Origin of the sequence: Streptomyces sp. NPDC005195, from assembly GCF_040608315.1 — a bacterium.
Taxonomy (GTDB): domain Bacteria; phylum Actinomycetota; class Actinomycetes; order Streptomycetales; family Streptomycetaceae; genus Streptomyces; species Streptomyces kaempferi.
On sequence record NZ_JBEXHZ010000387.1, the window covers coordinates 1 to 1,125 of the forward strand.

Annotated in this window: 1 protein-coding gene and 1 pseudogene; both read left to right on the forward strand. The window is 72.8% G+C overall.

Translation table 11 applies throughout. The features are described from left to right. The first annotated feature begins 237 nt into the window (after positions 1–237). Entirely contained in the window at positions 238–723 is a 486-nt protein-coding gene (locus ABZV34_RS39840) for a hypothetical protein (protein ID WP_356288321.1), read from the forward strand. A 144-nt stretch (positions 724–867) separates the two neighbouring features. Then, a pseudogene (locus tag ABZV34_RS39845) lies at positions 868–1,125 on the forward strand (sterol-binding protein); the annotation flags it as partial.

A 1,125-nucleotide genomic window follows, 5' to 3' on the forward strand; every position in this document is an offset into this window, starting at 1 on the left:
CTCGCGGCGGCCGTGGCGGAGTTCGCGACGGGGCCCGGCGGGCGGCGCGGACCGTTCCACAAGTGGTGGTGCTCCGTGCGAGTGGTGGATCTCCCGGCTGGGTCGTAGCGTCGGTGGAGGAGGCATCCTCCGTGTGGGATGGCAGCCGGTCGGCGCCCGCCGTTGCGGGCGGGGCCCGGCGGGCGGGCCGGACCGCGGGGGCCGACAGGTCCAAGGAGAACGCGGCCGGGAGCGGACATGCGAAAAGTCACCGTCAGGGCGGCACTCACCTTCTGTGCCGCGGTATCGCTGGCCACGGTCATGGGAGCGGCGGACGCCGCTCCCATGGCGTCGCCGCGGTCCGCGCACACCGTCGCGCGGGAGTCGATGCAGCCCCCGGTGCCGACGCAGCCCGTCATCGTCGACTGCTTCCGGCACCCGCAGGTCGAGCCCGGCGACTACGTGCTCGCCTGCGGTGACGGCAACAGCCGCCTCACCTCACTGCGGTGGTCGCACTGGGGCGCCAACTCCGCGGTGGCCACAGGCATCAACGCGGTCAACGACTGCAAGCCCTACTGCGCCGCGGGAACCTTCCGCACATACCCCGTCACCGTACGGCTCGACCGCCCGCAGGCATGGAAGAACAACCCCCAGATCTCGCACTACACCCGGCTGACACTCGTCTACACCGACACCGAACCCGCCGGGTACGGGCAGACGGTCACCTACCCCCTGGCGAACTGACGGCAACGACGGCCACGCCCAGGGTCTTGCCGCGGGCCGCTTCACCTGGTCTTCTGTACCCCGGTTGACCGGCAAGGCGTCCGCCTGCCGGACCGCCGGGCCGTCCCGCGTCCGGCGCGGACGCGGGACCTGAGGTGGAGCGGCGTGGAGTCAGTGGCCGGGCAGGACGTACGGGACACGCTGCCCGAGGGGCTGGACGCGGCCATCCGCGAAACCGCCCGGGAGATCGCCGCGCTGCTGCGCCGGGACACGGACATGGGTCTTCCGGTACCCGGGTCGCGGTGGAGCGTCGGGGAGGCGGCGGCACATCTGGCGCAGGCCAACGAACTGATGGCGCAGCTCGCGGCAGGGCAGGTACGCGGCTACGGGGACGGGACGCCGCAGAGTCTCGCCGCGGCCAAC